The organism is Streptomyces sp. NPDC104581 (assembly GCF_055583685.1).
On sequence record NZ_JBVJNN010000003.1, the window covers coordinates 100,647 to 123,342 of the forward strand.

Annotated in this window: 38 protein-coding genes; 32 read left to right on the forward strand and 6 right to left on the reverse strand. The window is 67.1% G+C overall.

The features are described 5' to 3' along the window. Positions 1-326 precede the first annotated feature (326 nt). On the reverse strand, positions 327-515 hold the full coding sequence (locus tag ACZ61E_RS03660; protein WP_469697261.1) for a hypothetical protein: 189 nt from the start codon (positions 513-515) through the stop codon (positions 327-329). A 108-nt stretch (positions 516-623) separates the two neighbouring features. On the opposite strand from ACZ61E_RS03660, the gene ACZ61E_RS03665 reads away from it, so the two are divergent. Both ACZ61E_RS03665 and ACZ61E_RS03670 read left to right on the forward strand, forming a co-directional pair. Next, the gene (locus ACZ61E_RS03665; protein WP_469697263.1) at positions 624-1,292 is read left to right on the forward strand and encodes a GOLPH3/VPS74 family protein; all 669 of its coding nucleotides are present in this window, start codon (positions 624-626) and stop codon (positions 1,290-1,292) included. 115 nt (positions 1,293-1,407) lie between these two features. Beyond that, positions 1,408-1,995, forward strand: coding sequence for a hypothetical protein (locus ACZ61E_RS03670; protein WP_469697264.1), 588 nt, complete (start codon positions 1,408-1,410; stop codon positions 1,993-1,995). 63 nt (positions 1,996-2,058) lie between these two features. Here the strand turns inward: ACZ61E_RS03670 and ACZ61E_RS03675 are convergent, their stop codons facing one another. From ACZ61E_RS03675 to ACZ61E_RS03690, 4 genes are all read right to left on the reverse strand, one after another. Further along, positions 2,059-3,045: a BtrH N-terminal domain-containing protein gene (locus ACZ61E_RS03675; RefSeq protein WP_469697265.1), complete on the reverse strand. Its 987-nt coding sequence runs from the start codon at positions 3,043-3,045 to the stop codon at positions 2,059-2,061. Positions 3,046-3,081: 36 nt separating this feature from the next. Continuing rightward, the gene (locus ACZ61E_RS03680; protein ID WP_469697267.1) at positions 3,082-4,422 is read right to left on the reverse strand and encodes a HEAT repeat domain-containing protein; all 1,341 of its coding nucleotides are present in this window, start codon (positions 4,420-4,422) and stop codon (positions 3,082-3,084) included. Between the two features lie 133 nt (positions 4,423-4,555). Then, positions 4,556-5,452 (reverse strand): RpnC/YadD family protein, encoded by an 897-nt coding sequence (locus ACZ61E_RS03685; protein WP_469697268.1) that lies wholly within the window; start codon positions 5,450-5,452, stop codon positions 4,556-4,558. 94 nt (positions 5,453-5,546) lie between these two features. After that, a complete protein-coding gene (locus ACZ61E_RS03690; protein ID WP_469697269.1) occupies positions 5,547-6,017 on the reverse strand; it encodes an ATP-binding protein in 471 nt (156 codons plus the stop codon). Between the two features lie 132 nt (positions 6,018-6,149). Here ACZ61E_RS03690 and ACZ61E_RS03695 point away from each other — a divergent pair, with 132 nt between their 5' ends. Beyond that, positions 6,150-7,013, forward strand: coding sequence for a helix-turn-helix domain-containing protein (locus ACZ61E_RS03695; RefSeq protein ID WP_469697270.1), 864 nt, complete (start codon positions 6,150-6,152; stop codon positions 7,011-7,013). Continuing rightward, the gene (locus ACZ61E_RS03700) at positions 7,010-7,219 is read left to right on the forward strand and encodes a DUF397 domain-containing protein (protein ID WP_469697272.1); all 210 of its coding nucleotides are present in this window, start codon (positions 7,010-7,012) and stop codon (positions 7,217-7,219) included. Before ACZ61E_RS03695 ends, ACZ61E_RS03700 begins: the two co-directional genes overlap by 4 nt. A gap of 66 nt (positions 7,220-7,285) precedes the next feature. Here ACZ61E_RS03700 and ACZ61E_RS03705 read toward each other — a convergent pair whose 3' ends face one another. Further along, the gene (locus ACZ61E_RS03705; protein ID WP_078079541.1) at positions 7,286-7,477 is read right to left on the reverse strand and encodes a DUF1059 domain-containing protein; all 192 of its coding nucleotides are present in this window, start codon (positions 7,475-7,477) and stop codon (positions 7,286-7,288) included. A gap of 506 nt (positions 7,478-7,983) precedes the next feature. Between ACZ61E_RS03705 and rpsJ the strand changes: the two genes are divergently transcribed. The 28 genes from rpsJ (at position 7,984) to rpsK (ending at position 22,621) form a co-directional block, all read left to right on the forward strand. Next, positions 7,984-8,292, forward strand: a complete 309-nt coding sequence (rpsJ, locus tag ACZ61E_RS03710; protein ID WP_003948644.1) for a 30S ribosomal protein S10 — start codon at positions 7,984-7,986, stop codon at positions 8,290-8,292. A gap of 13 nt (positions 8,293-8,305) precedes the next feature. Further along, complete coding sequence (gene rplC / locus ACZ61E_RS03715; RefSeq protein ID WP_078075548.1) at positions 8,306-8,950, forward strand: 50S ribosomal protein L3; 645 nt, start codon at positions 8,306-8,308, stop codon at positions 8,948-8,950. 4 nt (positions 8,951-8,954) lie between these two features. Further along, on the forward strand, positions 8,955-9,614 hold the full coding sequence (gene rplD, locus ACZ61E_RS03720) for a 50S ribosomal protein L4 (RefSeq protein ID WP_469697274.1): 660 nt from the start codon (positions 8,955-8,957) through the stop codon (positions 9,612-9,614). Beyond that, the gene (gene rplW, locus ACZ61E_RS03725) at positions 9,614-9,931 is read left to right on the forward strand and encodes a 50S ribosomal protein L23 (protein WP_147874344.1); all 318 of its coding nucleotides are present in this window, start codon (positions 9,614-9,616) and stop codon (positions 9,929-9,931) included. The genes rplD and rplW overlap by 1 nt, the downstream gene beginning before the upstream one ends. A gap of 47 nt (positions 9,932-9,978) precedes the next feature. Next, on the forward strand, positions 9,979-10,815 hold the full coding sequence (gene rplB, locus ACZ61E_RS03730) for a 50S ribosomal protein L2 (RefSeq protein WP_147874343.1): 837 nt from the start codon (positions 9,979-9,981) through the stop codon (positions 10,813-10,815). Between the two features lie 12 nt (positions 10,816-10,827). Further along, positions 10,828-11,109, forward strand: a complete 282-nt coding sequence (rpsS, locus tag ACZ61E_RS03735) for a 30S ribosomal protein S19 (RefSeq protein WP_003966956.1) — start codon at positions 10,828-10,830, stop codon at positions 11,107-11,109. A gap of 43 nt (positions 11,110-11,152) precedes the next feature. Continuing rightward, positions 11,153-11,500: a 50S ribosomal protein L22 gene (gene rplV / locus ACZ61E_RS03740; protein WP_026290933.1), complete on the forward strand. Its 348-nt coding sequence runs from the start codon at positions 11,153-11,155 to the stop codon at positions 11,498-11,500. Then, entirely contained in the window at positions 11,500-12,351 is an 852-nt protein-coding gene (rpsC, locus tag ACZ61E_RS03745; protein ID WP_242571925.1) for a 30S ribosomal protein S3, read from the forward strand. Before rplV ends, rpsC begins: the two co-directional genes overlap by 1 nt. A gap of 5 nt (positions 12,352-12,356) precedes the next feature. Further along, positions 12,357-12,776 carry a 50S ribosomal protein L16 gene (rplP, locus tag ACZ61E_RS03750; RefSeq protein ID WP_023539339.1) on the forward strand — a complete coding sequence of 140 codons (420 nt, stop codon included), beginning with the start codon at positions 12,357-12,359 and terminating at the stop codon, positions 12,774-12,776. Next, entirely contained in the window at positions 12,776-13,000 is a 225-nt protein-coding gene (gene rpmC, locus ACZ61E_RS03755; protein ID WP_030351440.1) for a 50S ribosomal protein L29, read from the forward strand. Before rplP ends, rpmC begins: the two co-directional genes overlap by 1 nt. Beyond that, the gene (rpsQ, locus tag ACZ61E_RS03760; protein ID WP_078075544.1) at positions 13,000-13,290 is read left to right on the forward strand and encodes a 30S ribosomal protein S17; all 291 of its coding nucleotides are present in this window, start codon (positions 13,000-13,002) and stop codon (positions 13,288-13,290) included. Before rpmC ends, rpsQ begins: the two co-directional genes overlap by 1 nt. Positions 13,291-13,407: 117 nt before the next feature. Then, positions 13,408-13,776 (forward strand): 50S ribosomal protein L14, encoded by a 369-nt coding sequence (gene rplN / locus ACZ61E_RS03765; RefSeq protein ID WP_023539336.1) that lies wholly within the window; start codon positions 13,408-13,410, stop codon positions 13,774-13,776. Positions 13,777-13,778: 2 nt separating this feature from the next. Next, positions 13,779-14,102 (forward strand): 50S ribosomal protein L24, encoded by a 324-nt coding sequence (rplX, locus tag ACZ61E_RS03770; RefSeq protein WP_189107648.1) that lies wholly within the window; start codon positions 13,779-13,781, stop codon positions 14,100-14,102. Further along, complete coding sequence (rplE, locus tag ACZ61E_RS03775) at positions 14,102-14,659, forward strand: 50S ribosomal protein L5 (protein ID WP_469697278.1); 558 nt, start codon at positions 14,102-14,104, stop codon at positions 14,657-14,659. Before rplX ends, rplE begins: the two co-directional genes overlap by 1 nt. A 2-nt stretch (positions 14,660-14,661) precedes the next feature. After that, entirely contained in the window at positions 14,662-14,847 is a 186-nt protein-coding gene (locus ACZ61E_RS03780) for a type Z 30S ribosomal protein S14 (RefSeq protein WP_003948630.1), read from the forward strand. Positions 14,848-15,057: 210 nt separating this feature from the next. Beyond that, on the forward strand, positions 15,058-15,456 hold the full coding sequence (gene rpsH, locus ACZ61E_RS03785; protein WP_023539333.1) for a 30S ribosomal protein S8: 399 nt from the start codon (positions 15,058-15,060) through the stop codon (positions 15,454-15,456). A gap of 21 nt (positions 15,457-15,477) precedes the next feature. Further along, complete coding sequence (gene rplF / locus ACZ61E_RS03790; protein ID WP_469697280.1) at positions 15,478-16,017, forward strand: 50S ribosomal protein L6; 540 nt, start codon at positions 15,478-15,480, stop codon at positions 16,015-16,017. Positions 16,018-16,019: 2 nt separating this feature from the next. Next, on the forward strand, positions 16,020-16,403 hold the full coding sequence (gene rplR, locus ACZ61E_RS03795) for a 50S ribosomal protein L18 (RefSeq protein WP_469697282.1): 384 nt from the start codon (positions 16,020-16,022) through the stop codon (positions 16,401-16,403). A gap of 46 nt (positions 16,404-16,449) precedes the next feature. Further along, on the forward strand, positions 16,450-17,052 hold the full coding sequence (gene rpsE / locus ACZ61E_RS03800; protein ID WP_469697284.1) for a 30S ribosomal protein S5: 603 nt from the start codon (positions 16,450-16,452) through the stop codon (positions 17,050-17,052). After that, positions 17,052-17,234, forward strand: a complete 183-nt coding sequence (gene rpmD, locus ACZ61E_RS03805) for a 50S ribosomal protein L30 (protein WP_041985698.1) — start codon at positions 17,052-17,054, stop codon at positions 17,232-17,234. Before rpsE ends, rpmD begins: the two co-directional genes overlap by 1 nt. Position 17,235: 1 nt before the next feature. Then, a complete protein-coding gene (gene rplO / locus ACZ61E_RS03810; protein ID WP_078075537.1) occupies positions 17,236-17,691 on the forward strand; it encodes a 50S ribosomal protein L15 in 456 nt (151 codons plus the stop codon). Positions 17,692-17,957: 266 nt separating this feature from the next. Beyond that, positions 17,958-19,277: a preprotein translocase subunit SecY gene (gene secY / locus ACZ61E_RS03815; RefSeq protein ID WP_078075536.1), complete on the forward strand. Its 1,320-nt coding sequence runs from the start codon at positions 17,958-17,960 to the stop codon at positions 19,275-19,277. Next, positions 19,277-19,939, forward strand: coding sequence for an adenylate kinase (locus tag ACZ61E_RS03820; RefSeq protein WP_469697286.1), 663 nt, complete (start codon positions 19,277-19,279; stop codon positions 19,937-19,939). Before secY ends, ACZ61E_RS03820 begins: the two co-directional genes overlap by 1 nt. A 228-nt stretch (positions 19,940-20,167) precedes the next feature. Then, positions 20,168-21,004 carry a type I methionyl aminopeptidase gene (gene map, locus ACZ61E_RS03825; protein ID WP_469697568.1) on the forward strand — a complete coding sequence of 279 codons (837 nt, stop codon included), beginning with the start codon at positions 20,168-20,170 and terminating at the stop codon, positions 21,002-21,004. Between the two features lie 191 nt (positions 21,005-21,195). Further along, the gene (gene infA / locus ACZ61E_RS03830; RefSeq protein ID WP_003956442.1) at positions 21,196-21,417 is read left to right on the forward strand and encodes a translation initiation factor IF-1; all 222 of its coding nucleotides are present in this window, start codon (positions 21,196-21,198) and stop codon (positions 21,415-21,417) included. Between the two features lie 55 nt (positions 21,418-21,472). Next, positions 21,473-21,586, forward strand: a complete 114-nt coding sequence (rpmJ, locus tag ACZ61E_RS03835) for a 50S ribosomal protein L36 (RefSeq protein WP_003956441.1) — start codon at positions 21,473-21,475, stop codon at positions 21,584-21,586. A gap of 185 nt (positions 21,587-21,771) precedes the next feature. Then, positions 21,772-22,152: a 30S ribosomal protein S13 gene (rpsM, locus tag ACZ61E_RS03840; protein ID WP_469697288.1), complete on the forward strand. Its 381-nt coding sequence runs from the start codon at positions 21,772-21,774 to the stop codon at positions 22,150-22,152. A 64-nt stretch (positions 22,153-22,216) separates the two neighbouring features. Beyond that, positions 22,217-22,621 (forward strand): 30S ribosomal protein S11, encoded by a 405-nt coding sequence (gene rpsK, locus ACZ61E_RS03845; protein WP_003956432.1) that lies wholly within the window; start codon positions 22,217-22,219, stop codon positions 22,619-22,621. Positions 22,622-22,696: the final 75 nt, after the last annotated feature.

Here is a 22,696-nt window from a genome sequence, read left to right on the forward strand (position 1 = left end):
GTGCGAGGTGGTTGCCGACGACCGTGTAGCGCTTGGTGTGCCGGGTGTTGGCGTGTACGACACCGGATCGGGCGACGGGCCTGGGAACTCCGGACGTGGCGCGCGACGGCGCGCTAAGGTGCTGAACATCCATTGGGAAGGTGTTGCTTCCTAGGTGGTGAGGCCCTCGTTCGGGATGCCAGTCCCGGCCGGGGGCCGCTGTCTGTATTGAGCTGTCGCCGCGAGCATATGCCCGCCAACCCGTACGAAATCCAGCCCAGTTGCGGGAGTTCACCCATGCGGGTGATGGGAGGCTGGTGGGGTTGGGAAGGTTTCTTCTCTCCAGGTCATTGAAGGTTTTCTACGTCGTGGGCGACCACGTCCCGGCCCACCGGGTCGGGGTGCACCGGGTCGTGGCACACCGCGATCCGGTCGAGACCGCGCCCCGGGGGAGTTGACAGGACCCCGATCGCCGACGTCATCGGCCTGATCCGGCACTCAGGCCGGCCGACATCGCCGGGGATGACATCTGTCATGAACAGTGATGACGGGCCGCCACTGCTCCCGCCGTCCGGATCCCGCCTAGCTTGGGCCCAGGGGCCGGCACAGGACGGCTCCCCCCACGTCAACGGTTGGAAGAGACCATGCCGAACGAGACGCTCATCGTCGAAGACCTGCTCCTGCTGATGTTCGACGACGAATCGGGAACGATCGCGGGAGAGGGCACCCTGTACTACACGCTGGGCGGCGCCGTACTCGTGGAGCTCGGACTCGGGAAGTACGTCAGGGTCGACGAGAACGATCAGGGACTGAACGGCCTGAAGGTGCACGCCGTCGCCGGTGACCGGCCGGCCGATCCGGTGCTCAGGGCCGCGCACGAGAAGGTCGCCGAACGGAAGCGCGGAGTGCAGACCCTCCTCATCGAGATCGGCACCGGGATGCGCCAGACCGTGCTCGATCGGCTCGTGGAGCGGGGCATGCTGCGCCAGGAGACGAAGAAGACGCTGGGGCTGTTCCGTACGACCGCGACGAAGGCCGCGGACACCGGGCACAAGAAGGCCCTCATGGAGAAGGTCCGCGCCGTCCTGATCGACGGCGCGGAGCCCGATACCCGTACGACGGCTCTTATCGGCCTGCTCTCGGCGAGCGGCACCCTGCCGAACCTGCACCGGTCCATCCCGTGGTCGGGCAAGGTCTACAAGCGCGCGAAGGAGCTGGAGCAGGGCAGTTGGGGCGCCGAGGCGGTGAACACGGCGGTGATGCGGACCGTGGCGGCGATCTCCGTGGGGACGGCCATCGCCGTGACGAGTTAGAGCGCGCGAGTCGGGTTCGCCCCCTGCCGACGCCTGCGAAACCCAGGAGCCCCCGCAGGCATGTCATGGAAGGATTCGTTCGGTCTACAGGGGCCAGGGCCAGGGGGTGGGGCGCATGGGGCTCGACTACGGCTACGAGATATTCGTCCCGGCGCGGAACGTCGACAGGGCACTGGTCGCGCTCTCCGAGCTGGCGCCACGAACCGATCGGGTACCGCCGCTCGCCCTCACCCTGCCCGGCGGCGGCCGTCTCTCCGTCCCGTTCACGTCCAACTTCAAGAGTGACCCGGTCGATTGCTCCACGAGCGACACGCTCGAACTCGACACCTCGATCTTGTTCGGCGTGGACGACGCGGTGCGCGAGTACGTTGCGGGCCGCGGCCTCGAACTCGATGAGCTGGGCAGAGTCCAGATCGGGTACATCTACCTCACGGTGCGGTTCGCGCCGGAGCAGCACCCCGGCCATGCCGCGCTGGAGTTCACCGCGGCCACCTCGGGGATGAGCAGGATGTTCGAGCGGTCCGCGGCCGTCAGAGAGGTATTCACCGGCCTCACCGCCGGGAGTGGCGGGGTGTGCTGTCTGCTGGACACCGAGAGCGACACCTTCGAGATCTGCTGGCTCAACGGCCGACCGGTGCGGGACACGGTCCCCGGACCCAACTTCGACGGTCACGCCGACCTCGTTGCGACGTGGCCCGGCTGAGCGTGTTCGTACCGGACGCGCCTCCGCCGGGCCCAGGGGGGGGCTGACCGCTCGGCAGGGCGGCTACAGCTTGCTGAGCGCCTGCATCGCCTCGCGCTCGATGCGCGCGAGTTCGTGGAGGACGGCGCCGGCCCGCGTGAGGGTCTTCGCATCACCCGATTCGCCCGCCGACGCGACGAGTTCGGCCACCTCCGTCCAGCGGGCGGCGGCCTCCGCGTACAGACGGTGGCCGGTCCGCAGGTGGTCGCTGTCGATCAGCCCGGCGGACTCGGCGAGGAAGTCCCGGTAGAGGTTGCGGAACAGCGCCCCGCCGGTGCCGGCCCGCTCCATGAGGGCGGCGGCCCGTGGCAGGTCCTCCCCCGGATCGTCGCCGCGCTCCAGCCACTTCGGCACCTGCTTCGCGGTCTTCTCGATGCCCCGGTGGCCCAGGTTCGCGATGGGCGGATTCAGGAACGCGTCCGCGCAGGTCTTGATCGCGGGGATGATCCGGTCGCGCGGGGACACCGCCGGGCCGCCGGGTGCCGTGATCGTGAACGAACGGTGCCGGGCGGTCATCGGGCCGCGCTCGGCCCGTGCCCTGGCCAGGGAGGCGAGGCCGGTCGTGACCGCTCCCCCCTGCGGGCCGGTGTCCACCAGATAGGCGTCCTGTTCGTCGTACCCGTACATCGCCACGACGTGCCCGCCGAAGTGCACCTTGGTACTGAAGTAGTCCAGGTGGTAGCTGTCGAGCTGAAGACCGACCGGGCGGCCGGCGTCGATGTGCGCCGCCACGTTCTGCCACGCCTTGCGCGCGGACGTGGTCTCCGCGACCAGCAGATCGAGTCCGAGTGCGGAGGCCAGATTCCTGGTCAGCTCGAACGGCTTGACCCGGCCGCCGAGGAACGGGAAGTCCATGGCCTTGCTGTCCCAGTAGATGAAGGACAGCCCGGAGCCGAGCCCGAACAGCATGGGCTCGGAGAGATCGATTCCCTCGTGCCTCAGCAGCACGCCGAGCGCGGTCGTCTCGCAGTGCTGTGTGCCGCGGACATCGATGTCCTTCACCATGCTCATGGCGCTCATTCCTCTCAGGCCGGTCGTGGCCGCGCGTCAGATCGCGTACGCGCCCGTCTGCGGTCTTCCGTGTTCGCGCGCGTACGGGGTGAGAGCCACCGCCCCGATCCCTCGCACCGTGTTCCTCGGGCCCAAGTCCATTGGGCTCACGCCCAGTTGTTCCGCGAGCTGCGGGGAGAGATACGCGGCGAGGTCCGCCCACTCCTCGTCGTCGGCCCCGGGATCCCCCACCGGCGTGATGCCCTCCTCGACGCAGGCGGCGCGCTCCTCGGGCAGTGGCTCACCCAGGGTGAGCCGCGCCCCGTCGTCGTCCCAGTAGCAGCCGAAGCGGCGCACGACGGTCCCCTCCTCGATGACGAGCCACCCCGCCCCGCCGCCCTGCTCCCCGTAGTAGTACGCCTGGGCCCGGCCGTAGCGGCGGCTCAGCTCGGTCACGACGCGCAGCACGTCCTCCGCGCGCTCCGGGGCGACGGGATTGCACCAGGGGCCGAGCACCAGCGTCCATCCGTCGACCTCCGGAGTGACGTAGACCCTGCCGTACTCGGCGCCGTCGTGGCTGTCGTGCACTCCGACGTTCAGCCCGAGCTCGAACGTCGCGGGCCGCGCCTCGAAGAGGTCGAGCACCTCCATGACTCCCCGCTGGTCGCCGGTGGGGACGGCTATCCAGGAGGTGAAGCAGGTGTCGAGGGGCTGTGGCCGGTCGTCCAGCACCTTGATACGGATCAGCCGCTCCACGGCTGCACGGTCCGCCGGTGACAGCGCCTCCTCGCCGCCGACCGACGACAGGACGGACAGGGCGCGGGACCGGAGCTTCCCGGGGCCGTGGACGCGTACGCCGCGCATGCGGTCCACGACGTCCGGCCCCAGCATCGTCAGCACCCACTCGGCGCGCTGGGCGACGTCCGGGTCCGGATCGGCGAGCAGCGGGGTCAACGCGTCGATCACCAGGGGGTAGTCCACGTCGGGGTTGGGCTCACGGCCGTAGGCCACGGAACAGGCGCACTGGATTCCGTACGCGGCGGAGCTCCGCACCTCCGCGGACGGGTGCGAGAGCGCCTCGACGTACCGGTCCACCGTGCGCAGGGCGACGAACACGCGGCTGAGGCGGCGGCGCGACTCCTCGTCCCCGGCGACGGCCAGCTCCGCCCGCACCAGGTCGAAGGCGACCGGTCCGATCCGCTTGGCCAGCACGAATTCGATCTGCCCTTGCAGGACGGGCGAGTCCGCGCCCAGCAACGCGTCGAGCAACGGCCCCACGGCGGCACCACCCCGCGCTGCCAGCCTCTCCCGCGCCGCCTCCCGCAGCTCGGGATCGGCAAGGGCCTTGATCGCATCCACCACGGTCTCCTTCTCGGGCGCGCTGTTCCTGGAGCCCATGGTGGTACACGGCACTGACAGTCCCCGCCTACGAGACAGGGCCGACCACGGGGTGCGGCCGGCGGAGCCGGGCTACTCCGGCGCGAAGACCTCTTCGAGGGACACAGCGGTCACGGCTCGGGTGTCGGTGGCGCTAGTAATCCGAGAAGAGCCCTTCGGCGGACGGCGTGTTGAGGGCGCGGGCGAGCCAGCCGAGCAGGGTCTCGGTGTCGTTGCAGCCGGTAATGCGCCCTCGGACATCCTCGGAGACCTCGATGCCGCGCAGTTCCAGGATGAAGAGGATGTCCTCCGCCCGGCTTTCCGCTCGGCCCTCGTCCCGGCCCTCAGCTCGGCCCTCGTCCCGGATTTCCTCCGAGAGCGGCGACTTGTAGAAAGAAAGGTCCACGGCCACCAGTTTCCTCCAGAGTGCTGCGGCGGGCAGATTACCCAGGCCCTGTGAGATGAGTTCGACGATCGGGTTCTTGATGGCTTCCGGGGTCTCCCGCAGCGCGGTCGTCATCGCTTTGAGTATGGCATCGGGGTCCCGATCGGCACCGTGCGTAATGAGAGACAGCGTGGCGAGCGCCAGATCCTTGCGGACCTCGGCCGCGTCGGTGATCACCGGCATGTTGTGCGGGCCCGCCACCAGCGGGCGCAGGGTGAGTGCCGCCCACTGCGGGGGGCCGATGTCGACGGGCCGCGCGGCCCATTCAGCCGTGGCGGGGTCCTGGCAGACGACCAGAAGTACGGGCGGCAGCCGGTACTTCGTGTGCAGATACGACAGGTAGTAGGCCCAGCTTGCGGGCTTGTCCCGGTCCTTCTTCCCTTGGGCCTCGATCGCGAGGAGATAAGACCCATCGTCCTCTGTCTCGACTCGTAACAGCGTGTCCACGCGTCGCTCGACGGGCCGGGCCTCGGTGAGGTCCGTGGGCAGGATCGTGACCCCTACGAGCGGGCCGAAGTCGACTCCGAGTACTTCGGAGACACCGGAGAAGAGCCCGGGGTGGTCTTGAAAGATGCGATGCATCGCCTCATGGGGCGAGCTGACCATGCGGGTTCCCGTGGAGTGAGTGGAGTTTGCCTCTGGCACATGCCAGGGCTTCGACTTCGCTGAGCATAAGCGGACAATCCGCCCTGGCCGTAGCTCAGTTGGGCATATTCACTCGCAGGGGTGAGGCCGGCCGTACGAGGTCCAGTTCCGCCCACACCGTCTTCCGTGGCACCGGGCCCTGTGTCACCCCCCATCGGTCCGCCAGCACCTCGACCAGCAGCAGGCCTCTGCCCGACTCGGCGTCCGGGGGTGGCAGTTTGGGGTTGAGTTCGGGGGCGCGGTCGCCTCGGGTGTCGGTCACCTCGATGCGGAGAATCCGGCCGTCGTCCGTCCTGCGCAGCTCCAGCAGGAAGTCCCGCCCGGACAGCCGGCCGTGCGTGGCCGCGTTCGTCGCCAGCTCCGCGGTCACCTGTTCCGCCGTCTCGATGGTCCGGGGCGGCAGGTCCCAGGCGAGCAGATGCGCGGTGGTGAGCCGCCGGGCGAGACGGGCGCCGCGTGGCGTGGGTGACAGGAGTACGCCGAAGTGGCGGCCCGAAAGACCGAGTTGGGTGATTTCTTGGTTCACGTCACTCAGCGTGGCGGCCCGCGCATACGCTGACCAGTGATGACTCCGGTACGTACGGTGACTGTCCGGGGCGTGTCCAGCGCTGTCCAACCTGTCCGGAGGGGGCAGCGGTACCAGGGAGGCGGGTGTGCGGTGAGCGTGGAGGCGGAGGGTACGGAGACGGATGAGCCCGGTTGGGAGGTCGACCCCGACGACGAATCCGGTGCGGCGGTCGTCGCGACGGTGGGCCGCCAGCTACGGCTCCGCCGGGAGGCGGCCGGCCTGCGAGCGGCGGAGTTCGGCCAGGCGATCGGCTACGGCGAGGACCTGGTCTACAAGGTGGAGGCGGGCACGCGGATTCCCCGCCAGGAGTACCTGGACAAGGCGGACAAGGTCCTGCGGGCGGAGGGGATGATCTCCGCTATGAAGCAGGACGTGGCGGAGGTCCGCTACCCGAAGAAGGTTCGGGATCTAGCGCGGATGGAGGCGCGGGCCGTCGAGTGGCTGTCGTACGGCAACCACAACCTGCACGGTCTGCTTCAGACGGAGGAGTACGCGCGTGCTCTGCTCGCGACGAGGAGGCCCGCCCTGTCGGACGACGAACTGGCGCGAGCGGTGGCCGCGCGAATGGCCCGGCGGTCTGTTCTCGGCCGTTCACCGGCTCCTGAGCTGAGCTTTGTCCAGGAAGAAGTCACGCTCCGCCGTCCCGTCGGTGGCAAAATGGTGTTACGCAGGCAGCTCCAACACCTGTTGGAGGTGGGGCAGTTGCGAAACGTCGAGATTCAGGTGATGCCGACTTCACGCGGAGATCATCCCGGGACGAGCGGGCGGATCCAGGTGCTGAAGTTCGGGGACGGCACGTCCGTCGGACGCACGGATGAGGAGTTCGGTGGCCGCCCTGTCTCCGATCCGAGGCAGGTAAGGATCTTGGAACTGCGTTACGGAATCATCCGGGCGGAGGCTCTGAACGCACGCGAGTCTCTGGCCTTCATCGAGGAAGCTCTAGGGGAGACATGATCCGCAGCACCTCTTCCGAGGACACGTTCGAGCCGGCTTGGTTCAAAAGCAGCTACAGCGACAGCAGCAACCCCAACGACTGTGTCGAGGTCGCCGCCACCCCCACAGCGGTGCTCGTCCGCGACTCCAAGGACCTCCAAGGACCGCGCCTCGGTCTCTCACCCACCGCGTGGGCGAGCTTCGTGTCGTACGCGTCCGAGCGCTGATACGTACATACGCACACCGCGGCTCCGAGAACCCCCGGAGCCCACGGCTGACCGCTCAGCGCAGCGTTACGCGTGCTGCGGCATCTCGTCCTTCAGGTTGGAGCGGATCTGGGCCCGCAGTTCCGCCGTGTTCTCGTGGCCGTGTACCGAGGCCGCGTGTTCGCTCGCGGCGCGGACCACCTCGTCCTCCTCGCCCGTGATGGCGAGGGTGCAGTTCGTCTCGCTCGGCATGTCACGGCAATCCACTACTTTGCGCATGATTCACACCTCCATGTACCAGTATCCACCCCTTCGGGTGGCTCCGGACATGGTGTGTGCGCCTGACGCGTCAGCCGTGGGGTTCGCTCGTCACCCCGTGGGGTACGCTCTCGGGCCGCGATTGGCCAGGGCTCCGGGCCATATGGCACACTGCACAGGTTGCTCGGTTGAGTGCCGATGCTGCGCGCCTCCCGCCGGGAGGACCGGAAGCGAGTCCCACAGTACTCGTCGGCCCATCTGCCTCCCACGGCAGCGCTGGGACGGACGTACGGGAATCTTCCGGGAAGTGTCAGCGGGGTACCGGCCAGGCACCCGGTGGGCGTTCGTCCCCGGTCTCGCGGACTTCGGGCCCGCAACCCCTTGGCAGGGAAAATCCTTCGGGATTCCTATGTGGAGGGATTGCGACACGCCCGACCGCGTGGGTCGGAGGCGAGCAGTGCGCGGTCAGCTGGCGCACACCCCACCAGGGGCCAGAGCGTTTGAGAGAACAGGACTACTGAGTAGCCATGGCGGGACAGAAGATCCGCATCCGGCTCAAGGCCTACGACCACGAGGTCATCGACTCCTCGGCGAAGAAGATCGTCGAGACGGTGACTCGCACTGGTGCGTCGGTCGCGGGCCCGGTGCCGCTGCCCACTGAGAAGAACGTGTACTGCGTCATCAAGTCGCCGCACAAGTACAAGGACTCGCGCGAGCACTTCGAGATGCGCACGCACAAGCGCCTGATCGACATCCTCGACCCGACGCCCAAGACCGTTGACTCGTTGATGCGCCTGGACCTCCCGGCCGGCGTCGACATCGAGATCAAGCTCTGAGAGGCGCGGACAGATGGCAAAGCAGATCAAGGGTGTCCTGGGCGAGAAGCTCGGCATGACCCAGGTCTGGGACGAGAACAACCGTGTCGTCCCGGTGACCGTGGTCAAGGCCGGACCCTGCGTCGTGACCCAGGTCCGTACGAATGACTCCGACGGCTACGAGTCGGTCCAGATCGCCTTCGGCGAGATCGACCCGCGCAAGGTGAACAAGCCCCTCAAGGGCCACTTCGCCAAGGCCGACGTGACCCCCCGCCGCCACCTGGTGGAGCTCCGCACCTCCGACGCGTCCGAGTACACGCTCGGCCAGGAGGTCACCGCCGCTGTGTTCGAGTCCGGCGTCCGCGTGGACGTCACGGGCAAGAGCAAGGGCAAGGGCTTCGCCGGTGTCATGAAGCGTCACAACTTCAAGGGCCTCGGCGCCGGTCACGGAACCCAGCGCAAGCACCGCTCTCCCGGCTCCATCGGTGGCTGCGCCACCCCGGGCCGTGTGTTCAAGGGCCTCCGCATGGCGGGCCGCATGGGCAACGAGCGGGTCACCACCCAGAACCTGACCGTTCACGCCGTTGACGCGGAGAAGGGCCTGCTCCTCATCAAGGGCGCGGTCCCCGGTCCGAACGGCGGCCTCGTCCTGGTCCGCACCGCCGCGAAGGGGGCCTGAAGACATGAGCACCATCGACATCTTGTCGCCCTCGGGCGACAAGACCGGGACCGTTGAACTCCCGGCCGAGATCTTCGACGCCAAGGTCAGCATCCCGCTGATCCACCAGGTCGTCGTCGCGCAGCTGGCCGCCGCCCGTCAGGGCACGCACAAGGTCAAGCGCCGCGGCGAGGTCCGTGGTGGTGGCAAGAAGCCTTACCGCCAGAAGGGCACCGGCCGCGCCCGTCAGGGTTCGACCCGTGCGCCGCAGTTCGCCGGCGGTGGCGTCGTACACGGCCCCACCCCGCGTGACTACTCGCAGCGGACCCCGAAGAAGATGAAGGTCGCCGCCCTGCGCGGGGCCCTCTCGGACCGGGCCCGCAACGCTCGCGTCCACGTCGTCTCCGACGTGGTCGAGGGCGCGGCGTCCACCAAGGCCGCCAAGACCCTGCTCGGCAAGGTCAGCGAGCGCAAGCACGTGCTCCTGGTCGTCGAGCGGAGCGACGAGACCGCGTGGCTGTCCGCGCGCAATCTCCCCGAGGTCCACCTGCTGGACCCGGGACAGCTCAACACGTACGACGTGCTTGTCTCCGACGACGTGGTCTTCACCAAGGCCGCCTTCGAGTCCTTCGTGTCCGGCGGGGCTGCGCGACAGACTGCCGAGACCGAGGGGAGCGAAGCCTGATGGCCGAGATCACCAGCAAGACCTTCACGGACCCGCGTGACGTTCTCGTCAAGCCCGTGGTGTCCGAGAAGAGCTACGCGCTGCTCGACGAGAACAAGTACACGTTCATCGTCGCGCCCGGCTCCAACAAGACCCAGATCAAGCAGGCCGTCGAGGCGGTCTTCTCGGTCAAGGTCACCGGGGTCAACACGATCAACCGGCAGGGCAAGCGCAAGCGCACCCGCACCGGTTTCGGCAAGCGCGCTGACACCAAGCGCGCCATCGTGACCCTCGCCGAGGGCGACCGAATCGACATCTTCGGCGGCCCGACTTCCTAACGGGAGTCGGATCGAATCGAAGTCCGGAATATTCCGAGGACTGAGAAATGGGTATCCGCAAGTACAAGCCGACGACCCCGGGCCGTCGTGGCTCCAGCGTCGCCGACTTTGTAGAGATCACGCGGTCCACGCCGGAGAAGTCGCTGGTCCGCCCCCTGCACAGCAAGGGCGGCCGTAACAACGCCGGTCGTGTGACCGTTCGCCACCAGGGTGGCGGCCACAAGCGCGCCTTCCGCGTGATCGACTTCCGTCGTCACGACAAGGACGGCGTGCCGGCCAAGGTCGCGCACATCGAGTACGACCCGAACCGCACCGCGCGCATCGCGCTCCTGCACTACGCGGACGGCGAGAAGCGCTACATTCTCGCGCCGCGTGGCCTCACGCAGGGCAGCCGTGTCGAGAACGGCCCGTCCGCCGACATCAAGCCCGGCAACAACCTGGCGCTGCGCAACATCCCGGTCGGTACGACCATCCACGCCATCGAGCTGCGTCCCGGCGGCGGCGCGAAGTTCGCCCGTTCCGCGGGCACTTCCGTACAGCTGCTGGCGAAGGAGGGCTCCATGGCCCACCTTCGTATGCCGTCCGGAGAGATCCGGCTGGTCGACGTCCGCTGCCGCGCCACCATCGGTGAGGTCGGCAACGCCGAGCAGTCGAACATCAACTGGGGCAAGGCCGGCCGTATGCGCTGGAAGGGCGTCCGCCCGACCGTCCGCGGTGTCGCCATGAACCCCGTTGACCACCCGCACGGTGGTGGTGAGGGCAAGACCTCCGGTGGTCGCCACCCGGTCAGCCCGTGGGGTCAGAAGGAAGGTCGTACGCGTTCGCCGAAGAAGGCGAGCAACAAGTACATCGTCCGCCGCCGCAAGACGAACAAGAAGCGCTAGGAGCGGGTTCAGATGCCGCGCAGTCTCAAGAAGGGGCCCTTCGTCGACGGCCACCTCATCAAGAAGGTGGACGTCCAGAACGAAGCTGGCACCAAGAACGTCATCAAGACCTGGTCCCGTCGCTCGATGATCGTCCCGGCAATGCTGGGCCACACCATCGCGGTGCACAACGGCAAGATCCACGTCCCGGTGTTCGTCACCGAGTCGATGGTCGGCCACAAGCTCGGCGAGTTCTCGCCGACTCGCACCTTCCGCGGCCACGTCAAGGACGACCGGAAGTCGAAGCGCCGCTAACCGCGGGGTGGAAACGACTATGACTTACACCGAAGGGACAACCATGGAAGCCAGGGCCCAGGCGCGGTACATCCGCGTCACGCCCATGAAGGCCCGCCGCGTGGTGGACCTCATCCGTGGCATGGACGCCACGGAGGCTCAGGCGGTCCTGCGTTTCGCCCCGCAGGCCGCGAGCGTGCCGGTCGGCAAGGTGCTGGACAGCGCCATTGCCAACGCCGCGCACAACTACGACCACCCTGACGCCTCTTCGCTGGTCATCAGCGAGGCGTACGTGGACGAGGGTCCGACCCTGAAGCGGTTCCGGCCGCGTGCCCAGGGCCGTGCCTACCGGATCCGTAAGCGGACCAGCCACATCACCGTGGTCGTCAGCAGCAAGGAAGGAACCCGGTAATGGGCCAGAAGGTTAACCCGCATGGGTTCCGGCTCGGTATCACCACGGACTTCAAGTCCCGCTGGTACGCCGACAAGCTGTACAAGGACTACGTCAAGGAAGACGTCGCCATTCGTCGCATGATGACGAAGGGGATGGAGCGTGCCGGTATCTCCAAGGTGGAGATCGAGCGCACCCGTGACCGCGTCCGCGTGGACATCCACACCGCACGTCCGGGCATCGTCATCGGCCGCCGCGGCGCCGAGGCCGACCGCATCCGCGGCGAGCTGGAGAAGCTGACCGGCAAGCAGGTTCAGCTCAACATCCTCGAGGTCAAGAACCCCGAGGTGGACGCTCAGCTGGTGGCCCAGGCCGTCGCCGAGCAGCTGTCCTCGCGTGTCTCCTTCCGTCGCGCCATGCGCAAGAGCATGCAGTCGACGATGAAGGCCGGCGCCAAGGGCATCAAGATCCAGTGCGGTGGCCGCCTCGGCGGCGCCGAGATGTCCCGCTCGGAGTTCTACCGCGAGGGCCGCGTGCCCCTGCACACGCTCCGTGCCAACGTCGACTACGGCTTCTTCGAGGCCAAGACGACCTTCGGCCGCATCGGCGTGAAGGTCTGGATCTACAAGGGCGACGTCAAGAACATCGCCGAGGTGCGCGCCGAGAACGCCGCGGCGCGCGCGGGCAACCGCCCGGCCCGTGGTGGCGGCAGCGACCGTCCCGCCGGCCGCGGTGGCCGCGGTGGCGAGCGTGGCGGTCGCGGTGGCCGCAAGCCGCAGCAGGCTCCCGGCGCCGAGGCCCCCAAGGCCGAAGCGACGGCTGCTCCGGCCGCGGAGGCCGCGCCCTCTTCTACCGGCGGAACGGAGGCCTGACCGAAATGCTGATCCCCCGTAGGGTCAAGCACCGCAAGCAGCACCACCCGAAGCGCAGCGGAATGTCCAAGGGTGGCACGCAGGTTGCGTTCGGCGAGTACGGCATCCAGGCGCTGACGCCGGCGTACGTGACGAACCGTCAGATCGAGGCCGCTCGTATCGCGATGACCCGTCACATCAAGCGTGGCGGCAAGGTCTGGATCAACATCTACCCGGACCGTCCCCTCACGAAGAAGCCCGCCGAGACCCGCATGGGTTCCGGTAAGGGTTCTCCCGAGTGGTGGATCGCGAACGTCAAGCCCGGTCGGGTGATGTTCGAGCTGTCCTACCCGAACGAGAAGGTTGCCAAGGAGGCGCTCACCCGCGCCGCCCACAAGCTTCCGATGAAGTGCCGCATCGTTCGGCGCGAGGCAGGTGAGTCGTGATGGCGGCCGTTACCAAGGCGTCCGAGCTGCGTGAACTGGGCAACGAGGAGCTTGTCGCCAAGCTTCGCGAGGCCAAGGAAGAGCTGTTCAACCTCCGCTTCCAGGCGGCGACCGGTCAGCTCGAGAACCACGGCCGGCTGAAGCTGGTCCGGAAGGACATCGCGCGGATCTACACCCTGATGCGTGAGCGCGAGCTGGGCATCGAGACGGTGGAGAGCGCCTGATGACTGAGAGCAACGTGACTGAGACGACCGAGAAGAGCGAGCGCGGCTTCCGCAAGACCCGTGAGGGCCTGGTCGTCAGCGACAAGATGGACAAGACCGTCGTCGTCGCTGTCGAGGACCGCGTGAAGCACGCCCTGTACGGCAAGGTCATCCGCCGTACGAACAAGCTCAAGGCTCACGACGAGCAGAACGCCGCCGGGATCGGCGACCGTGTCCTCCTCATGGAGACGCGGCCGCTGTCCGCGACGAAGCGCTGGCGCATCGTCGAGATCCTTGAGAAGGCCAAGTAACCCAGGCCAGGTAATCCCTCCCAGGGCATTCCCTAGGAGTAGTTCCGCCAGGCTCGGCGGGGGCCGCCCGCACAGGACGGCCCCCGCCGGGAACCGGCAGACGATCAGGAGATAGACGTGATCCAGCAGGAGTCGCGACTGCGTGTCGCCGACAACACTGGTGCCAAGGAGATCCTTTGCATCCGTGTTCTCGGTGGCTCGGGTCGCCGCTACGCGGGTATCGGTGACGTCATCGTCGCCACCGTCAAGGACGCGATCCCCGGTGGCAACGTGAAGAAGGGTGACGTCATCAAGGCGGTCATCGTTCGCACCGTGAAGGAGCGCCGCCGCCAGGACGGCTCGTACATCCGCTTCGACGAGAACGCCGCCGTCATTCTGAAGAACGACGGCGACCCTCGTGGCACCCGTATCTTCGGCCCGGTGGGCCGTGAGCTGCGCGAGAAGAAGTTCATGAAGATCATCTCGCTCGCGCCGGAGGTGCTGTAAGCATGAAGATCAAGAAGGGCGACCTGGTCCAGGTCATCACCGGTAAGGACAAGGGCAAGCAGGGCAAGGTCATCGTGGCCTACCCCACGCAGAACCGTGTTCTCGTCGAGGGTGTCAACCGGGTCAAGAAGCACACCAAGGCCGGCCAGACCGCACGTGGTTCGCAGACCGGCGGCATCGTGACGACCGAAGCCCCCGTCCACATCAGCAACGTTCAGCTGGTCGTGGAGAAGGACGGCAAGAAGGTCGTCACCCGCGTCGGCTACCGCTTTGACGACGAGGGCAACAAGATCCGCGTTGCCAAGCGGACCGGTGAGGACATCTGATGACGACCACGACCGCACCGCGTCTGAAGCTGCGCTACCGCGAGGAGATCGCCGGCAAGCTGCGTGACGAGTTCTCGTACGAGAACGTCATGCAGGTCCCCGGTCTCATCAAGATCGTGGTCAACATGGGTGTGGGCGACGCCGCCCGCGACTCCAAGCTGATCGAGGGTGCCATCAAGGACCTCACCACGATCACCGGTCAGAAGCCGGCCGTCACCAAGGCCCGCAAGTCGATCGCGCAGTTCAAGCTGCGCGAGGGGCAGCCGATCGGCTGCCACGTCACCCTCCGCGGTGACCGCATGTGGGAGTTCCTGGACCGTACGCTGTCGCTCGCGCTGCCGCGTATCCGTGACTTCCGCGGCCTGTCGCCCAAGCAGTTCGACGGCCGTGGCAACTACACCTTCGGTCTCACGGAGCAGGTCATGTTCCACGAGATCGACCAGGACAAGATCGACCGGGTCCGGGGCATGGACATCACCGTGGTGACCACGGCGACCAACGACGACGAGGGTCGTGCCCTCCTTCGTCACCTCGGCTTCCCGTTCAAGGAGAACTGACCGTGGCGAAGAAGGCTCTGATCGCTAAGGCCGCCCGCAAGCCGAAGTTCGGCGTGCGCGGTTACACCCGCTGCCAGCGCTGCGGGCGTCCCCACTCCGTCTACCGCAAGTTCGGCCTCTGCCGTGTCTGCCTTCGCGAGATGGCACACCGCGGCGAGCTGCCGGGCGTCACCAAGAGCTCCTGGTAATTCTCCCCCTGGGGGAATCAACCAGAAGCTCTCGGTAAGCAACTGGTCGGCGGAAGCCCTGCTCCACATGCCGTAGGCTTGGGGGGTTGGGCGTCCGCCGCCCAAAACTTACTACGCCGTAGGTCCCCGTGCCGCACCCGTCCCGCCATCGAGCGGGGAGAGGGATGGCGCATACAGGAAACCCCGGCGAGAGAGGCCGAAGGCCAATTCATGACCATGACTGATCCCATCGCAGACATGCTCACGCGTCTGCGTAACGCGAACTCGGCGTATCACGACACCGTCGAGATGCCGCACAGCAAGATCAAGTCGCACATCGCGGAGATCCTCCAGCAGGAGGGCTTCATCACCGGCTGGAAGGTCGAGGACGCCGAGGTCGGCAAGAGCCTCACCCTCGAGCTGAAGTTCGGCCCGAACCGCGAGCGTTCGATCGCCGGCATCAAGCGCATCTCGAAGCCGGGTCTGCGCGTGTATGCCAAGTCCACCAACCTGCCCAAGGTGCTCGGCGGCCTGGGCGTGGCGATCATCTCCACGTCCCACGGTCTTCTGACCGGCCAGCAGGCAGGCAAGAAGGGCGTAGGTGGGGAAGTCCTCGCCTACGTCTGGTAGTCGGGAACGGAGGAAAAGCTCATGTCGCGAATCGGCAAGCTCCCCATCCAGGTTCCCACCGGTGTGGACGTCACCATCGACGGCCGTACGGTCGCGGTGAAGGGCCCCAAGGGTTCCCTCTCGCACACCGTCGCAGCGCCGATCGAGGTCTCCAAGGGCGAGGACGGCACCCTCTCGGTGCTGCGCCCGAACGACGAGCGTCAGAACAAGGCCCTGCACGGCCTGTCCCGCACGCTGGTGGCGAACATGATCACCGGTGTGACCCAGGGATACAGCAAGGCGCTCGAAATCAGCGGTGTCGGTTACCGCGTCCAGGCGAAGGGCTCCAACCTGGAGTTCGCGCTCGGATACAGCCACCCGATCGTCGTCGAGGCCCCCGAGGGCATCACCTTCAAGGTCGAGTCCCCGACGAAGCTCAGTGTCGAGGGCATCGACAAGCAGAAGGTCGGCGAGGTCGCGGCGAACATCCGCAAGCTGCGGAAGCCCGACCCGTACAAGGCCAAGGGCGTCAAGTACGCCGGCGAGGTCATCCGCCGCAAGGTCGGAAAGGCGGGTAAGTAGCCATGGCATACGGTGTAAAGATCGCCAAGGGCAAGGCCTACAAGGCCGCTGCCATCAAGCGCCGTCACATCCGCGTACGCAAGAAGGTCTCGGGCACGCAGGCTCGCCCCCGGCTCGTTGTGACGCGTTCCAACCGCCACATGGTGGCTCAGGTCATCGACGACATCGCGGGCCACACGCTCGCTTCGGCGTCGACCCTGGACACGTCGATCCGCGGCGGCGACGCCGACAAGAGCGCCCGGGCACAGCAGGTCGGTGCCCTGGTCGCCGAGCGCGCCAAGGCCGCCGGTATCGAGGCTGTCGTGTTCGACCGTGGTGGCAACCAGTACGCCGGGCGGATTGCCGCTCTGGCTGACGCCGCCCGTGAAGCCGGGCTGAAGTTCTAAGCCCCGGTTCCGGAGCTAGCGGACGTAACAGAGAGAGGTAAATCCAATGGCTGGACCCCAGCGCCGCGGAAGCGGTGCCGGTGGCGGCGAGCGGCGGGACCGGAAGGGCCGTGACGGTGGCGCTGCCGCCGAGAAGACCGCGTACGTCGAGCGTGTCGTCGCGATCAACCGTGTCGCCAAGGTCGTGAAGGGTGGTCGTCGCTTCAGCTTCACCGCGCTGGTCGTGGTGGGCGACGGTGACGGCACCGTGGGTGTCGGTTACGGCAAGGCCAAGGAGGTGCCGGCCGCCATCGCCAAGGGTGTTGAGGAGGCCAAGAAGCACTTCTTCAAGGTCCCCCGTATCCAGGGCACCATCCCGCACCCGATCCAGGGTGAGAAGGCGGCGGGCGTCGTCCTGCTCAAGCCCGCGTCCCCCGGTACCGGCGTCATCGCCGGTGGCCCGGTGCGTGCGGTGCTCGAGTGCGCCGGCGTCCACGACATCCTGTCGAAGTCGCTCGGTTCGTCGAACCCGATCAACATCGTGCACGCGACCGTGGAGGCCCTCCAGGGTCTTCAGCGTCCCGAGGAGATCGCGGCCCGCCGCGGTCTGCCCCTTGAGGACGTCGCCCCCGCGGCCCTGCTGCGTGCGCGTGCGGGAGCGGGTGCGTGATGGCCCGTCTCAAGATCACGCAGACGAAGTCGTACATCGGTAGCAAGCAGAACCACCGCGACACCCTCCGTTCGCTGGGCCTCAAGCGGCTCAACGACGTGGTTGTCAAGGAGGACCGTCCCGAGTTCCGCGGCATGGCCAACACCGTGCGGCACCTCGTGACGGTTGAGGAGGTCGACTGACATGGCGGAGCAGAAGCCGCTGAAGGTCCACAACCTCCGTCCCGCCCCCGGAGCCAAGACCGCCAAGACCCGTGTGGGCCGTGGCGAGGCGTCCAAGGGTAAGACGGCCGGTCGTGGCACCAAGGGTACGAAGGCCCGTTACCAGGTTCCGGCCCGCTTCGAGGGTGGGCAGATGCCCCTCCACATGCGGCTGCCGAAGCTGAAGGGCTTCAAGAACCCGTTCCGTACCGAGTACCAGGTCGTGAACCTGGACAAGCTGGCCGAGCTCTACCCGCAGGGTGGCGAGGTCACGGTGGCCGATCTGGTCGACAAGGGTGCGGTCCGCAAGAACAGCCTCGTCAAGGTCCTGGGCCAGGGCGAGATCTCCGTGGCACTGACGGTTTCGGTTGACGCCGCTTCCGGCTCCGCCAAGGAGAAGATCGCGGCCGCCGGCGGCTCGGTCACCGAACTCGTCTGAGACGTCTCGGACAAGTTGATGGACTGAACACCCAACCGGGGATGCCTCTCATAAGGGGCATCCCCGGTTGGTCGTTCCTAGGGGGGCAGGTACGCCGGTAAGGTGGCGTGCACTGTTGCTGTATTGAACCCGGGGGTCCGCCCCCGGACCCCGAGCCACGCGGACTCTCCGCAGGGGTGGTCGCGTGGCTTCTTGCCTGATATGTATCCGTCGATCCTCAAGACCGTCACCCTTGACGCGCGAGCGCGGGGGTCGCAGGAGGCACCGTGCTCACCGCGTTCGCCCGGGCGTTCAAGACGCCCGACCTGCGCAAGAAGCTGCTCTTCACGCTGTTCATCATCGTGCTGTACCGGTTCGGGGCGCACATCCCCGTGCCGGGCGTCAGTTACGAGAACGTCCAGACGTGCGTCGACGCAGCCCAGAAGGGCAATAACAGCCTGTTCGGCTTGGTGAACATGTTCAGCGGCGGAGCGCTGCTGCAGATTACGATCTTCGCGCTCGGCATCATGCCGTACATCACGGCAAGCATCATCCTGCAGCTGCTGACTGTGGTCATCCCCCGACTCGAAGCCCTCAAGAAGGAAGGGCAGTCCGGCCAGGCCAAGATCACCCAGTACACCCGTTACCTGACAGTCGCCCTCGCGGTGCTCCAGGGCACCGGTCTGGTGGCCACCGCCCGCAGCGGCGCGCTGTTCAGCGGCTGCCCGGTCGCCTCGGAGATCGTTCCGGACCAGTCGATCTTCATCACCGTCACGATGGTCATCACGATGACCGCCGGTACGGCCGCCGTCATGTGGCTCGGTGAGATGATCACCGACAAGGGCATCGGCAACGGCATGTCCATCCTGATGTTCATCTCCATCGCCGCCGGTTTCCCGGGCGCGCTGTGGGCCATCAAGGAGAGCGGCAAGCTCGCTCAGGGCTGGATCGAGTTCGGCACGGTCATCCTCATCGGGTTCGTGATGGTGGGTCTCGTCGTCTTCGTCGAGCAGGCACAGCGCCGCATCCCCGTCCAGTACGCGAAGCGGATGATCGGGCGCCGGTCCTACGGCGGTACGTCCACGTACATTCCGCTCAAGGTCAACCAGGCGGGTGTGATTCCCGTCATCTTCGCGTCGTCGCTGCTCTACATCCCGGCGCTCATCGCGCAGTTCTCCAGCTCGCAGTCCGGCTGGAAGACATGGATCGAAGCCCACTTCATCAAGGGTGACCATCCGTACTACATCGCGACCTACTTCGTGCTGGTCGTGTTCTTCGCCTTCTTCTACGTGGCCATCACGTTCAACCCCGAAGAAGTCGCGGACAACATGAAGAAGTATGGTGGCTTCATCCCGGGCATCCGGGCAGGTCGACCTACTGCCGAGTATCTGAGTTACGTACTCAACCGGATCACTTGGCCGGGCTCGCTGTACCTCGGGTTGATCGCTCTCGTCCCAACGATGGCGTTGGCAGGCTTCGGCGGTGCGAACCAGAACTTCCCGTTCGGCGGGACAAGCATCCTGATCATCGTGGGTGTGGGTCTGGAGACCGTGAAGCAGATCGAGAGCCAGCTCCAGCAGCGTAATTACGAAGGGTTCCTCCGCTGATGCGAATCGTCCTCGTCGGACCGCCCGGTGCCGGCAAGGGAACGCAGGCTGCGTACCTCGCCAAGAACCTGTCCATTCCACACATCTCCACCGGTGATCTCTTCCGCGCCAACATCAGCCAGGGCACCGACCTCGGCAGGCAGGCGAAGAGCTTCATGGACGCCGGGAACCTGGTTCCCGACGAGGTCACCATCGCGATGGCGCTGGACCGGATGGCACAGCCGGACGCCGAGAACGGCTTCCTTCTGGACGGCTTCCCCCGCAACGTCTTCCAGGCCGAGGCGCTCGACAAGGCGCTCACGGCCGAGGGGTTGCACCTGGACGCCGTGCTGGACCTGGAGGTCGACGAGGACGAGGTGGTCAAGCGGATCGCCGGTCGGCGCGTCTGCCGCAACGACAGCTCGCACGTCTTCCACGTCACGTACAGCCCGCCGAAGAAGCAGGGTGTCTGTGACGACTGCGGCGGCGAGCTGTACCAGCGTGGCGACGACTCCGAGGAGACGGTCCGCACCCGGCTGGAGGTCTACCACACGCAGACCGAGCCGATCATCGACCACTACCGGGAGCAGGGGCTCGTGGTCACCATCTCCGCGCTGGGCAAGGTCGCCGAGGTGACCGAGCGCGCGATGGCGGCCCTCGAACAGGGCGGCCGGGCGGCCTAGGCCGGTCCGTCCACCCGTCGCCCGCGGCCCCCGTACGGACCGCGGCACCCGCACCACGGCAACACCGCACCACGGCAACACCGCACCACACAGCACGGCACAGTGATACGGCCGGGGCGCCCCGAGGGGCACCACGGCCGTACTGCTGTCCGGGCACTACCGTAGATGTCCCGGCGGTCGCCGCCGGGACGACAGCGTTTCATCGACCGAGTGAGGCAGGCCGCCGTCATGGTGGAGATCAAGACCCGCGAGCAGATCGCGAAGATGCGTGAGGCGGGACTGGTCGTGGCCGCGATCCACGCGGCCACCGGCGCGGCCGCGGTGCCCGGCGCCACCACGAAGGACCTGGACGAGGTCGCGCGCAAGGTCCTCGCGGACCACGGCGCGAAGCCCAACTTCCTTGGTTACGGCGGGTTCCCCGCGACGATCTGCACCTCGGTCAACGAGGTGGTGGTGCACGGGATCCCGGACACGGAGACCGTGCTGAAGGACGGCGACATCATCTCGATCGACGCCGGCGCGATCGTGGACGGCTGGCACGGCGACGCGGCCTTCACCGCGTTCGTCGGCGAGGGGCACGCACCGGAGCTGGTCGAGCTGTCGCGCGTGACGCGGGAGTCGATGTGGGCCGGGATCGCCGCGATGCGGCTCGGCAACCGGCTGGTCGACGTGTCACGGGCGATCGAGACGTACATCCGCCGCCAGCCGAAGCCGGGCGGCGGCAAGTACGGCATCGTCGAGGACTACGGCGGCCACGGCATCGGCAGCCAGATGCACATGGAGCCGCATCTGCTGAACTACGTCTCGCGCAAGCGCGGCAAGGGTCCGAAGCTGGTCCCCGGCTTCTGTCTGGCGATCGAGCCGATGGTCTCGCTCGGCACCCCGCGCACCGAGGTCCTCGACGACGAGTGGACGGTCATCACGACCGACGGCACCTGGTCCTCGCACTGGGAGCACTCGATCGCCCTGACGGAGGACGGCCCGCTGGTCCTGACCGCGGTCGACGGCGGCAAGGCGAAGCTGGCGGAACTGGGCGTCACGGCGGCCCCGGACCCCCTGGGCTGACCAGCCGGACGGAGTCCGGGGGCCGGCTCGTTCGGGGGAGCGGGGATTGATGATCTCCCGTGGTGGGCAAGCTCAACGGATTCGTCTTTTCGGGAGCCCTGCCGTAGACTGACTCGTCGGCTCTGGTGTACCCGTGTGTCCACATACGGCGGTCCAGAATCGACCAAGGTAGCCGATTCGAAGGGCGAAGCGTGGCCAAGAAGCAAGGTGCCATCGAAATTGAGGGCACCGTGATCGAGTCCCTCCCGAACGCCATGTTCAAGGTGGAGCTCCAGAACGGTCACAAGGTCCTCGCGCACATCAGCGGCAAGATGCGGATGCACTACATCCGGATCCTGCCCGATGACCGGGTGGTGGTGGAGCTGTCTCCCTACGACCTGACGCGTGGCCGGATCGTCTACCGATACAAGTAGATCTTGCCTCACCCCGTCTCAGGGGTGCCGGCACTGACCCGGAGAACCTCACACCATGAAGGTCAAGCCGAGCGTCAAGAAGATCTGCGACAAGTGCAAGGTGATCCGCCGTCACGGCCGGGTCATGGTCATCTGCGACAACCTGCGCCACAAGCAGCGCCAGGGCTGACGCAGCACCACCTGCATCTCGCAGTACTTCGCGCGACGCGAGCGAAACACGTATATACGCAGTGTCCGACGTCATCCGCATCGGCTGATGGCGCCGACACCCCCGGCGGAGGCCGGGGACCCGGAGAGCACCGACGTCCGGGACAGTCACTGCGGAAGACCTCCGAAATCACTCAGGAGCCATGAATGGCACGCCTCGCAGGCGTTGACCTCCCGCGCGAAAAGCGCGTCGAGGTCGCCCTCACCTATGTCTTCGGCATCGGGCGCACCCGGTCCAAGGAGACCCTCGCCGCCACCGGCGTGGACCCCAACGTCCGTGTCCGCGACCTCGCCGAGGAAGACCTCGTCAAGATCCGCGAGTACGTGGACACCAACCTCAAGACCGAGGGCGACCTCCGTCGCGAGATCCAGGCCGACATCCGCCGCAAGGTCGAGATCGGCTGCTACCAGGGTCTGCGTCACCGTCGCGGCCTGCCGGTCCACGGCCAGCGCACGAGCACGAACGCCCGTACCCGCAAGGGTCCGCGTCGCGCCATCGCCGGCAAGAAGAAGCCGGGCAAGAAGTAGTCCTCAGCGGACGCTCATCAGCGGTCTTCGCTGTAGGACCGACCACCTCCCGTAGGAGTAATAGATGCCCCCCAAGGGTCGTCAGGGCGCTGCCAAGAAGGTGCGCCGCAAGGAAAAGAAGAACGTCGCTCACGGGCACGCCCACATCAAGAGCACGTTCAACAACACCATCGTCTCGATCACGGACCCCTCGGGCAACGTGATCTCCTGGGCCTCCGCCGGCCACGTCGGCTTCAAGGGCTCGCGCAAGTCCACCCCCTTCGCCGCGCAGATGGCCGCCGAGTCGGCCGCCCGCCGCGCGCAGGAGCACGGCATGCGCAAGGTCGACGTCTTCGTCAAGGGTCCCGGCTCCGGCCGTGAGACCGCGATCCGCTCGCTCCAGGCCACCGGCCTGGAGGTGGGCTCGATCCAGGACGTCACCCCCACCCCGCACAACGGCTGCCGCCCCCCGAAGCGCCGCCGCGTCTGACCCTTCGTACCCCCCTGGGGTACGGATCGCGGGCGGTACGGGGCCTCTGCTCCGTACCGCCCGTACCCTTGTCCT

Excerpts from the sequence above, each read along its gene's own strand:
- ACZ61E_RS03660 (WP_469697261.1), bottom strand. The coding sequence starts at position 515 with ATGACAGATGTCATCCCCGGCGATGTCGGCCGGCCTGAGTGCCGGATC.
- ACZ61E_RS03665 (WP_469697263.1), top strand. The coding sequence starts at position 624 with ATGCCGAACGAGACGCTCATCGTCGAAGACCTGCTCCTGCTGATGTTC.
- ACZ61E_RS03670 (WP_469697264.1), top strand. The coding sequence starts at position 1,408 with ATGGGGCTCGACTACGGCTACGAGATATTCGTCCCGGCGCGGAACGTC.
- ACZ61E_RS03675 (WP_469697265.1), bottom strand. The coding sequence starts at position 3,045 with ATGAGCATGGTGAAGGACATCGATGTCCGCGGCACACAGCACTGCGAG.
- ACZ61E_RS03680 (WP_469697267.1), bottom strand. The coding sequence starts at position 4,422 with ATGGGCTCCAGGAACAGCGCGCCCGAGAAGGAGACCGTGGTGGATGCG.
- ACZ61E_RS03685 (WP_469697268.1), bottom strand. The coding sequence starts at position 5,452 with ATGGTCAGCTCGCCCCATGAGGCGATGCATCGCATCTTTCAAGACCAC.
- ACZ61E_RS03700 (WP_469697272.1), top strand. The coding sequence starts at position 7,010 with ATGATCCGCAGCACCTCTTCCGAGGACACGTTCGAGCCGGCTTGGTTC.
- ACZ61E_RS03705 (WP_078079541.1), bottom strand. The coding sequence starts at position 7,477 with ATGCGCAAAGTAGTGGATTGCCGTGACATGCCGAGCGAGACGAACTGC.
- rpsJ (WP_003948644.1), top strand. The coding sequence starts at position 7,984 with ATGGCGGGACAGAAGATCCGCATCCGGCTCAAGGCCTACGACCACGAG.
- rplC (WP_078075548.1), top strand. The coding sequence starts at position 8,306 with ATGGCAAAGCAGATCAAGGGTGTCCTGGGCGAGAAGCTCGGCATGACC.
- rplD (WP_469697274.1), top strand. The coding sequence starts at position 8,955 with ATGAGCACCATCGACATCTTGTCGCCCTCGGGCGACAAGACCGGGACC.
- rplW (WP_147874344.1), top strand. The coding sequence starts at position 9,614 with ATGGCCGAGATCACCAGCAAGACCTTCACGGACCCGCGTGACGTTCTC.
- rplB (WP_147874343.1), top strand. The coding sequence starts at position 9,979 with ATGGGTATCCGCAAGTACAAGCCGACGACCCCGGGCCGTCGTGGCTCC.
- rpsS (WP_003966956.1), top strand. The coding sequence starts at position 10,828 with ATGCCGCGCAGTCTCAAGAAGGGGCCCTTCGTCGACGGCCACCTCATC.
- rplV (WP_026290933.1), top strand. The coding sequence starts at position 11,153 with ATGGAAGCCAGGGCCCAGGCGCGGTACATCCGCGTCACGCCCATGAAG.
- rpsC (WP_242571925.1), top strand. The coding sequence starts at position 11,500 with ATGGGCCAGAAGGTTAACCCGCATGGGTTCCGGCTCGGTATCACCACG.
- rplP (WP_023539339.1), top strand. The coding sequence starts at position 12,357 with ATGCTGATCCCCCGTAGGGTCAAGCACCGCAAGCAGCACCACCCGAAG.
- rpmC (WP_030351440.1), top strand. The coding sequence starts at position 12,776 with ATGGCGGCCGTTACCAAGGCGTCCGAGCTGCGTGAACTGGGCAACGAG.
- rpsQ (WP_078075544.1), top strand. The coding sequence starts at position 13,000 with ATGACTGAGAGCAACGTGACTGAGACGACCGAGAAGAGCGAGCGCGGC.
- rplX (WP_189107648.1), top strand. The coding sequence starts at position 13,779 with ATGAAGATCAAGAAGGGCGACCTGGTCCAGGTCATCACCGGTAAGGAC.
- rplE (WP_469697278.1), top strand. The coding sequence starts at position 14,102 with ATGACGACCACGACCGCACCGCGTCTGAAGCTGCGCTACCGCGAGGAG.
- rpsH (WP_023539333.1), top strand. The coding sequence starts at position 15,058 with ATGACCATGACTGATCCCATCGCAGACATGCTCACGCGTCTGCGTAAC.
- rplF (WP_469697280.1), top strand. The coding sequence starts at position 15,478 with ATGTCGCGAATCGGCAAGCTCCCCATCCAGGTTCCCACCGGTGTGGAC.
- rplR (WP_469697282.1), top strand. The coding sequence starts at position 16,020 with ATGGCATACGGTGTAAAGATCGCCAAGGGCAAGGCCTACAAGGCCGCT.
- rpsE (WP_469697284.1), top strand. The coding sequence starts at position 16,450 with ATGGCTGGACCCCAGCGCCGCGGAAGCGGTGCCGGTGGCGGCGAGCGG.
- rpmD (WP_041985698.1), top strand. The coding sequence starts at position 17,052 with ATGGCCCGTCTCAAGATCACGCAGACGAAGTCGTACATCGGTAGCAAG.
- rplO (WP_078075537.1), top strand. The coding sequence starts at position 17,236 with ATGGCGGAGCAGAAGCCGCTGAAGGTCCACAACCTCCGTCCCGCCCCC.
- ACZ61E_RS03820 (WP_469697286.1), top strand. The coding sequence starts at position 19,277 with ATGCGAATCGTCCTCGTCGGACCGCCCGGTGCCGGCAAGGGAACGCAG.
- map (WP_469697568.1), top strand. The coding sequence starts at position 20,168 with ATGGTGGAGATCAAGACCCGCGAGCAGATCGCGAAGATGCGTGAGGCG.
- rpmJ (WP_003956441.1), top strand. The coding sequence starts at position 21,473 with ATGAAGGTCAAGCCGAGCGTCAAGAAGATCTGCGACAAGTGCAAGGTG.
- rpsM (WP_469697288.1), top strand. The coding sequence starts at position 21,772 with ATGGCACGCCTCGCAGGCGTTGACCTCCCGCGCGAAAAGCGCGTCGAG.
- rpsK (WP_003956432.1), top strand. The coding sequence starts at position 22,217 with ATGCCCCCCAAGGGTCGTCAGGGCGCTGCCAAGAAGGTGCGCCGCAAG.